The sequence below is a fragment of the Intrasporangium sp. genome (genome assembly GCF_040414665.1).
GTDB lineage: Bacteria > Actinomycetota > Actinomycetes > Actinomycetales > Dermatophilaceae > Intrasporangium.
Genome location: NZ_JBEDUL010000164.1, coordinates 19,633 through 28,566, shown reverse-complemented (window position 1 = coordinate 28,566; position 8,934 = coordinate 19,633). Strand labels below are relative to the sequence as shown.

The 8,934-nt window shown below is 69.7% G+C and carries 4 protein-coding genes; 3 read left to right on the top strand and 1 reads right to left on the bottom strand.

The features are described 5' to 3' along the window. Positions 1 to 5,118, bottom strand: coding sequence for a GH92 family glycosyl hydrolase (locus ABF401_RS17335; RefSeq protein ID WP_353510832.1), 5,118 nt, complete (start codon positions 5,116 to 5,118; stop codon positions 1 to 3). A gap of 252 nt (positions 5,119 to 5,370) precedes the next feature. Here ABF401_RS17335 and ABF401_RS17330 point away from each other — a divergent pair, with 252 nt between their 5' ends. The 3 genes from ABF401_RS17330 (at position 5,371) to ABF401_RS17320 (ending at position 8,899) form a co-directional block, all read left to right on the top strand. Continuing rightward, complete coding sequence (locus tag ABF401_RS17330; RefSeq protein WP_353510831.1) at positions 5,371 to 6,426, top strand: LacI family DNA-binding transcriptional regulator; 1,056 nt, start codon at positions 5,371 to 5,373, stop codon at positions 6,424 to 6,426. Beyond that, positions 6,423 to 7,517 carry a class I mannose-6-phosphate isomerase gene (locus ABF401_RS17325; RefSeq protein ID WP_353510830.1) on the top strand — a complete coding sequence of 365 codons (1,095 nt, stop codon included), beginning with the start codon at positions 6,423 to 6,425 and terminating at the stop codon, positions 7,515 to 7,517. The genes ABF401_RS17330 and ABF401_RS17325 overlap by 4 nt, the downstream gene beginning before the upstream one ends. Positions 7,518 to 7,591: 74 nt before the next feature. Then, on the top strand, positions 7,592 to 8,899 hold the full coding sequence (locus ABF401_RS17320; RefSeq protein WP_353510829.1) for an ABC transporter substrate-binding protein: 1,308 nt from the start codon (positions 7,592 to 7,594) through the stop codon (positions 8,897 to 8,899). Positions 8,900 to 8,934 lie beyond the last annotated feature (35 nt).

Here is an 8,934-nt window from a genome sequence, read left to right as displayed (position 1 = left end):
TCAGGTCACGGTCACCGTGAAGGAGGCGATGACATCGGAGCGGGAGTCGGACGCGAGCACGTGGACCGTGTACGTCCCGGACTTCGACCAGGTGTGGGACCCGGTGACCGTCGCGGTGCCGTCGTCGCCGATGGCCGACACGACGGCGTCCTCGGTCGCCGTGCCGTCGCCCCATTGGACGCGGGCGACATAGCCGTTCCCGTCCTCGGCGGGGATGCCGCCCGATACGGCTCCGAGGTCGAGGTCTGCCGACGTCCCAGCCGCAGCCGCTTGGTCGGCAGGGGCCGCCAGCTCCAGTGCGGCGCCGTTGTCGGCAACCGCGAAGACGTGGATCCGGCCCGCGCTCCTCGGGTCACCGGTCTGGGTTGGCAGGGTCACCGACTGGACGGTCTTGCCGGAGGGGATGGTCAACGGTGCCGTGGCGAAGAGCTTCGCGTGGCACCCGTCAGTCCCGGTCCCGTTGAGCCGGAAGCCCATCTCGAGGGCGATGACGTTGCCGAACTTCGCGGACCCGCACCAGTCGCCGTACTGGATCGGATAGTCGACCGAGCTACCGTCGGTGAAGTTGACCCGGCCCACGGTGTTCTGATCCCGCTGGGTGGCGGTCCCGATGAGCGAGAGCTTCGTCGCGCCCGGGGCCAGGGTTAGCTCGAGCGTCTGTCCCGCCCCGGTCGCGTTGTCGTTCGCGCCGGGCGGGATGGCCGGGATCGAGTAGCGCAGATCCGTGCCCGGCACCGTGATGACGCGTCCAGGGACGCCGCCAGCCTCGGTCAGCGCCGAGCGGGAGATCCCCGCGCGGTCCGCGTCGCACGGCACCTGCTGGCCCACCTCGCCGATGCAGACCGAGTTGAACGCCGCGGCGTAGGACGGCACGGACGCCTGGTGCACCGTGACGCCACCGACGGCGCTCCCGCTGCCGGTCTGCATCGTCACCGTCACTCGGGGCTGGTAGTAGCCGGGCTCGGACCAGGTGTGCGTGCCGTTGACGGTGAAGGAGCCGAGGTCGCCGGCTTCGATCGTGCCGCTGGAGCTCGAGCCGTCACCCCAGGCGATGGTGGCCGTGACGGGTCCGGACGGGTAGCCGACCCCGCCGGAGAACGTCGCCACGGTGCCGCTCCACTCGGCGTCCTCGGTGACCTCGAACTCCGGTGCGCCGACGACCTTGAGACCGGTCGTCTGCGCCTTCGACCCGTCCGTCAGCAGCTCCACCTCGGCGAGGTTGACGTTGGCCGCGCCGGTGCTCGCCGTCACGACGAGACGGTAGGAGGTGTAGGTCTCGGGCTCGGCGATCCGGAACGGCCGCGTCTGCACGCGCCATGGGAACTGCTCACCCGACCGGGTGTCGAGCGTGGTCCACGTCGCACCGCCGTCGCGCGAGCCCTCGAGGCGCCACGCCGACGGGTCACCGGCGGCGAGCCCGGACGTGACCGTGTACCACGTCGCCCGCTGGCCCACTCCCGACAGCGTGAAGCCGATGGTCGGCGTTGCGGTCGCGAAGGCCGCCGACGTCCGCGACGTGTCGTCGAAGAGTGCCTTGGCGTCACTGCCGGTGGCGAGACCGGAGGCGGTGGCCGAGCCACGGCCGGGGCCGGTGGCGTCCTTGAGCGGCTTCGGCGCCTCGGTGCCCTTGGTCAGGGACGGCGGGGCGTCCTGGGCGCGAGCGCCGAAGTCCGACGGGCGGGCACCCATCGCGAACTCGACCCGGGCGTTCCCGGCGAGGGCGGACTGGTTGATCGAGACGCTCTTGTGCTTCTGGCCGTTGACGGTGACGCCCTGGACGTAGATGTTCGTCTCGGAGTTGCCGGGAGCAGTGACCACGAGGTCGCCCTGGGTGCGGTGCACGGTCATCCGCGCGAACTTCGGTGAGCCGATCGCCCACTCCGGAGACCCGACCTGAAGGGGGTAGATCCCGAGCGCCGACAGCACGTACCACGCCGACATCTCGCCGTTGTCCTCGTCGCCGGGGTAGCCCTGGCCGATGTCCGACCCCACGTAGAGGCGGCGCATGATCTCGCGGACCTTCTCGGCCGTCTTCCACTGCTGCCCGGTCCAGACGTACATGTACGGGATGTGGTGGCTGACCTGGTTGCTCTGGCCGAGCTGGCCCATCCGGACGTCGCGCGCCTCGAGCATCTCGTGGATGGTGCCGCCGTACGAGCCCGGCTTGGTGGCCGTCTCCGGCGTGGCGAAGAACTCGTCGAGCTTGTCGGCGAGGGCCGCGCGGCCGCCGTAGAGGTTGGCCAGGCCGTTGCCGTCCTGCGGCGCGTGGAAGGCGAAGTTCCAGCCGTTCGTCTCGGTGAAGTCGCCGCCCCAGACCTCCGGGTCGAAGGTCGCGGGGAAGCTGCCGTTCGCGGCGCGGCCCTGGAAGAAGTCGACCTTGTCGTTGAAGACGTTGACGTAGTTCGTCGCCCGGCGCAGGAAGTACTGCGACTCCTCGGTGAGCTGGGCTCGTCGCGCCTCGGGGGTCCGGGGGTCCTTGGCGAGCTGGGCGGCCATGGTCCCGATCCCGAAGTCGTTGACGAGTCCCTCGAGGCCCCACGACACACTCTCGTGCGTGCTCGTGCTCGTGTAGCCGAGGAAGATCGACGTGTCGAGCCCCTTGCGGCCAACGGCGCTCGATGTCGGCAGGACCGTCGCGTTCTTGAGCGCCGCGTCGTAGGTGCCCAGCGGGTCAGGCAGCGGGACACCCTTGACGTAGGCGTCGGCGAAGGACACGTCGGAGCTCGTGCCGGTCATGAGGTCGGCGTAGCCCGGTGACGACCACCGCGCGACCCAGCCGCCGTCGCGGTACTGCTGGACGAAACCGTCGGCGATCTCTGCCGCGACCTCCGGATAGAGCAGGGAGTACGCGGGCCAGACGGTGCGGTAGGTGTCCCAGAACCCGTTGTTGACGTACAGCTTGCCGTCCTTGACGGCGGCGTTCGTCTGGGTCGGCGTCGCGCTGCCGGACTTCGGGCTCACCGGGCTCGCGTACTGGTAGCGCGGCGCGGTGGCCGAGCCGGTGTTCTCGAACTGGCTGTTGGGATAGAGGTTGAGCCGGTAGAGGTTCGAGTAGAGCGTCATCCGCTCGCTGTCGTTGGCTCCAGCGACGTCCACGACGCCGAGCCGCCCGTTCCACGCCAGCTTCGCCGCGGCCCGCACGGCATCGAAGTCGCGCCCGTCGAGCTCGAGTGCGTGGTTGCGGCGAGCCTGGTCGAGCGAGAGGAAGGACGTCGCCAGCTTGAGGACCACCTGGCGGTCGCTGCTGACGTCGAAGGTCGCGTAGCGGGTCCCCGAGTGCCCGCCCGGTGCCGTACCCGCGGCGGTGACTGGACGGTCGAACGTCCCGTAGACGAACATCCGGCTCCGGCCAGCGGACAGGCCGCTGCCGTTGTCGACCCACCCGGTGAGCTCGTTCGAGCCAGCCGCCACGGTGAAGGCACCGTTGTTGTCCACGGTGTCGACCACGAGATGACCGACAGAGGCCGCATTGGGGAAGGTGAACCGGAAGACGCCGCCGTGGTCGGCTGGAGCCGTCTCGGCGCGGATACCGCTCGCGTCGGCGCCACCGGCCAGCTCGACCTTGTAGTAGTCGGGCCGGGCGACCTCGGTCGCGTGGTCGAAGGCCAGTCCGCGACCGGATGCCGAGCCGGTCGGGACGCCTGCCGCGAGGGACGGCATGACGGACAGCTGGTTGCGGTCGCCCATCCACGGGCTCGGCTCGTGCGAGACGGCCAGCCCTTGGAGCACAGGCAGGTTCGCTCCGTTGTTCTGCGCCTGGTAGTGGTACTCCCACGAGCTCGAGTTCGCGTCCGTCGCAGGCGTGAAGAACGTGAACCCGTTCGGGACGGCGCTGATCGGCAGGTTGTTGCCTCGCGAGAAGGAACCGGACGAGTTCGTGCCGCGGCGCACGTCGACGTAGTTGGTCAGGTCGGAGCCGTCGATGGCCGCCGGCTGCGGGACGATGGACAGGTCGTCGATCCAGCCGCCGAACCGCGTCTCCTCGCTTGCGTCCGGATTGTCGTAACCGACGAGTATCCGGTCGATGGTCTTGCCGGCGGCAACGCGTCCCACGTCCAGCGTGACCGAGTTCCATTGGTGCGCATAGAGGATCTTGCCCCGACCCTGGCCGGACGGACTCCCTGCGACCCCGTGCACGTCACGGGCGCCGAGGTCGGACAGGTAGGTGCCATCGGTGAAGCGAAGGTCGATCGCAGTGTGGGTGGAGGGGTAGCTCAGGTCTCCGGAGACCATGTCGGGGAAGATCTTGTATGCCACCTGGGTCGTCTCCGTCACCGGGACGTCGACGTCGAAGAGCCGGTTCCAGGCATACCCCCGCCCCGCGGCGGTGTGGCCGCCGGAGTACCGCAGCGCCTTGACGCCGGTCCAGCCCACGAGCGGCTTGATGTTGAAGCCGGAGATCGGCCCGGCTCCCACGCTCGTCACCATCGGCGTCGGGTCGCCATTGCCGGTCGAGCCGTCATTGAGGTCCCAGTCGGCCAGCTGGACGATGCCGCCGCTGTGGACCGCAGTCACGTTGAGGCGGTAGTAGCCGTATGCCGCTGGGCTCGTCACGTCGAACGTGAGCGTTGCGAACCGGCCGGGGAAGTCGACGTTCGTCCGGGCGTCGATGGTGGACCACGTCGTGCCGTCGTTCGATCCCTCGAGCCGGAAGTCCTTCGGGTCGCGCTCCGGCGCGTCGTTGGCCGAGGTGAGGGAGTAGCGAACCGCCTTGGCGGGCGATGCGAGCTGGTAGCGCACCCACCCGGTCGTGGCGAAGGCCAGCCACTTCGTGTCCGGGTTGGCGTCGGCGAGGTTGGCTGCCACCTCCCCCGGGGCGTTCTGGGCGCTGGCGGTGACGCCGGTGACCGACCCCAGCAGGCTGCCACCCACGTTGAAGGTCCCGGTGACGTTGCGCTGGCGGGGGCCGTCTTGCCCGACCTCGACGGTGGACACGTCGGGCTGCGGCTGTCCCTCCTCGAACGAGGTGGCGAAGTCGGGTGCCGGCGGGGCCGAGGCGAGTGCCGGTGGCGCGGGCGAGGCCGCGGCAGAGGGCGACTCAGCGGTCATCCCGAGTGTGGAGGTGGCCACGAGCGTCATGGCCACCGTCCCCTTCAGCAGTGCAGCAGTCACGCCCATGATTCCTCCGTGCAGTCAGGGCTCGTCGTTGAGCCTGCGGGGGTGTGGCTGGGACGGTCGGTTTGCGCGCATACGCGCCGATCGTCCGGCTGGGAGCCGTTGGGCCTGAGACTCCTATTGCCGCCCAGACCCGTCAACGGTGGGGCACCGCCTTGTCCACTTCGGACAAGGCATCGGACAGGGACGCGTCAATGGGTTACGAGCCGGTCACATCTCGTTGCCGGGGTGGCGCCCCTCTGCTGTCATCAGGACATGACAACGGAGCCACGTGATCGGACGACGAGCCGGCCGACAATGGCCGACATCGCCGCCGAGGCGCACGTGTCCGTCAAGACCGTCTCACGGGTCGTCAACCACGAGCCCGGAGTCCGGCCGGACACGGCCGAGCGGGTCCGAGCGGTCATCGAGCGGGTGGGCTTCCGCCGCGGCGACAGCGCCGCAACCCTCCGCCAGGGCCGGACCTTCACCATCGGCCTCGTCGTCGAGGACCTGGCCGACCCGTTCTACTCGCAGATCGGTGCTGCGGTGGAGCGAGAGGCCCGGATTCACCGGTACCTGCTCGTGACCGCCTCCGCCGAGGGTTCCCCCACGCGCGAGCGTTCCGTCCTCAAGGGCCTCGTCGCCCGGCGCGTCGACGGGCTCATCGTCGTCCCGGCGGGCGAGACGCCGGTGGCCGACCCGACCGTGATCGCGAGCCGCACGCCCGTTGTCTACCTCGACCGGCCCGTGCGGAGCGAGACACCGGTCGACACGGTGCTGTCGGACAATCTCGGCGGCATCCGCAGCGCGGTCGAGCACCTCGTCGCCCACGGCCACCGGCGGATCGGCTTCCTCGGCGACTCGGCCGACGTGTGGACGGCCCGGCAGCGGCGGGAGGGTTTCATGACGACCCACCGGGACCTCCGGCTGCCCGGCACCCCGCTCGTCTCGATGGGCCCGCACTCCCCCGAGACGGTGCGTAGCGCCCTGACGAGGTGGACGGGCGGAGCCGATCCGGTGACCGCCATCATCACCGGCAACACCCGGGTCACGATCCCGGCCCTCACGGCGCTGCACGACTGGGCGACGCAACTGTCCTTTGTCGCGTACGACGACTTCGAGCTGTCCGACGTCGTCGAGCCGCCGGTCACCGTCGTCTTCCAGGACCCCGCAGCGATGGGACAGAAGGCCGCCCAGCAGCTCTTCGCCCGGCTCCTCGGTGACGAGGGATCGGCCCAGACCTTCGTCCTGCCCACGAGGCTCGTCGTCCGTTCCTCCGGTGTGCCTCGGCGGCCGGGCCGGGACGTGCGGAACGTGAGCGCCTCGTGACCCGGCCCCAGACAGCACCTGCCGTGCTCGCGCCCAACACTCCCCATCGGTTCTACCGCGGTGGCGAGCGGATCCTCGCCTTCCGCGGCCTCCCGGTCCCCGAGGACTTCGACGGCTACCGCCCCGAGGACTGGCTCGCGTCGACGACCCACCTGTTCGCCGAGGGGGGAGGCGGGGTCACCCAGCTCGACGAGCGCACGACGCTGCCCGCGGCGCTCGCGGGCGACGCGGAGAGCTGGCTCGGCCCAGCACACGTCGCCCGGTTCGGCGTCGAGCCGCAGCTGCTGACCAAGCTGCTCGACAGCGGTGAACGCCTCCCGGTCCACTCCCACCCTGATCGTGCCTTCGCCGCCCGGCACCTAGACTGCGACCACGGCAAGACCGAGGCCTGGCTCATCGTCGACGCCGAGCCCGGTGCCACTGTCTGGGTCGGCTTTCGGGACGGCCTGGGCACCGAGGAGCTCGCGGCCCTCGTCGACGCCCAGGACGAGCGCCTCCTCGCGCAGCTCAACCCGATCGAGGTCTCCCGCGGCGACGCGATCCTCGTGCCGGCGGGGCAGCCCCACGCGATCGGCCCGGGCGTCCTGCTCGTCGAGCTGCAGGAGCCGACCGACTTCTCGGTCATGCTCGAGCACGAGCGGTTCGGCCTCGAGCAGGAGCATGCCTTCCTGGGGCTGCCTCGGGCCACGGCTCTGGAGAGCGTGGTTCACGACGCCCTCCCACCCGCAGGAGTCGCCGCCCTGCGGCAGCGTTGGACCGACGCTCGGGGGGTCGCACGAGCGCTCCCGTCCGAGGCGGAGGAGTTCTTCCGGGCGCAGGTCGTCCGGCTTGACGGCGACGATTCCGTCGTCGTCGATCGGGGGTTCGCCGTCACCGTCGTCGTCGAGGGCCGGGGCACCCTCACGACGGAGGCTGACGGCTCGTCGCTCGACATCGCCGCAGGCGATGTCCTGCTCATTCCCCACGGTGCGGGCGACCTCCGCATCGCGGGCGACGTCACGGTCCTTCGCTGCCTGCCTCCCACACCCGTGGGCCGGCCGACGGTGCCGAGCGACCCACCGCCCACGGACCGCGCGAGCGGCTCCAGCTGAAACACCCGCCCGGCTCCCGGGCACACCATCAGCCGCCGGCCATGAGGCAAAGGCGGCAAAACCGAGGAGGATCAATGCGCAACAGGTTCGTTGCAACGGTGGCCGTCGCAACGGTCGCCGCACTCGGACTGGCCGCGTGCGGCTCGTCGAACACGCCTGAGCAGGGCGCCGCTCCCAACACGTCGCTCGCGACGAAGGCCGGCGGTGCCGGTGGAGACGTGGGCGTCTTCACCTGGTGGGCGGCCGGATCGGAGAAGGAGGGCCTCGACGCCCTCGAGAAGCTGTTCAAGGAGAAGTACCCGAACAACAACTTCGTCAACCTGGCCGTCGCGGGTGGTGCCGGCTCGAACGCGAAGGCGAAGCTGGCCTCCGACCTGCAGAACAACCAGCCGCCGGACTCGTTCCAGGGTCACGCCGGCGCCGAGCTGCTCGACTACATCGACGCTGGGCAGATCGAGCCGGTCAACGACGTCATCACCGCCCTCGGTGGCGACCAGGTCTTCCCGAAGAACCTGCTCGAGCGCATCACGGTGAACGGCAACATCTACTCGGTGCCGTCGAACATCCACCGGGCCAACGTCGTGTGGGCCAACTCCGAGGTGCTCAAGAAGGCCGGCATCAACTCCGTGCCGAAGGACATCGCGAGCTGGATGGCTGACATGGACAAGGTCAAGGCCTCCGGTGTCTCCACCCCGCTGTCGATCGCTGGCTCGTGGACGCAGGTCCAGCTCTTCGAGACCGTGCTCATCTCCACGCTCGGCCCCGAGAAGTACAGCGGCCTCTTCGACGGCAAGACCGCGTGGGACTCGGCCGAGGTGAAGCAGGCAGCGGCCGACTACAAGAAGCTGCTGACCTACGCCAACACGGCGTCCGACGGTGACGACTGGCCGGTCGCGACCGACATGGTCATCGACGGCAAGGCTGCCTACAACGTCATGGGCGACTGGGCCGTGGCGGAGTTCACCGCCAAGGGCAAGAAGGAGCAGACCGACTACCAGTACTTCCCGGTGCCCGGTCAGGACGGCGTCTTCGACTTCCTTGCCGACTCGTTCACCTTGCCCAAGGGCGCGAAGAACCCCGGCGGAGCCAAGGACTGGCTCATGCTCGTCGGCTCGGCCGACGGCCAGAAGGCGTTCAACATGGCCAAGGGCTCGATCCCGGCCCGCACCGACGTGCCGCCGACCGACTTCCCGCCGTACCAGCAGTCCGCGATGGAGGCGTTCAAGTCGAACACGATCGTCTCGTCCATCGCCCACGGCGCGGCTGTCTCGCTCGCGTGGAATGCTGACATCACCACTGCGATCAGCAAGTTCTACACGACGAAGGACGACGCGACGCTCGTCACCGACCTGACCGCAGCCGCCAAGAAGAACCTCGGCTGAGTTCCGGCCAACCACAAGGGAAGTGCCGTATGCCA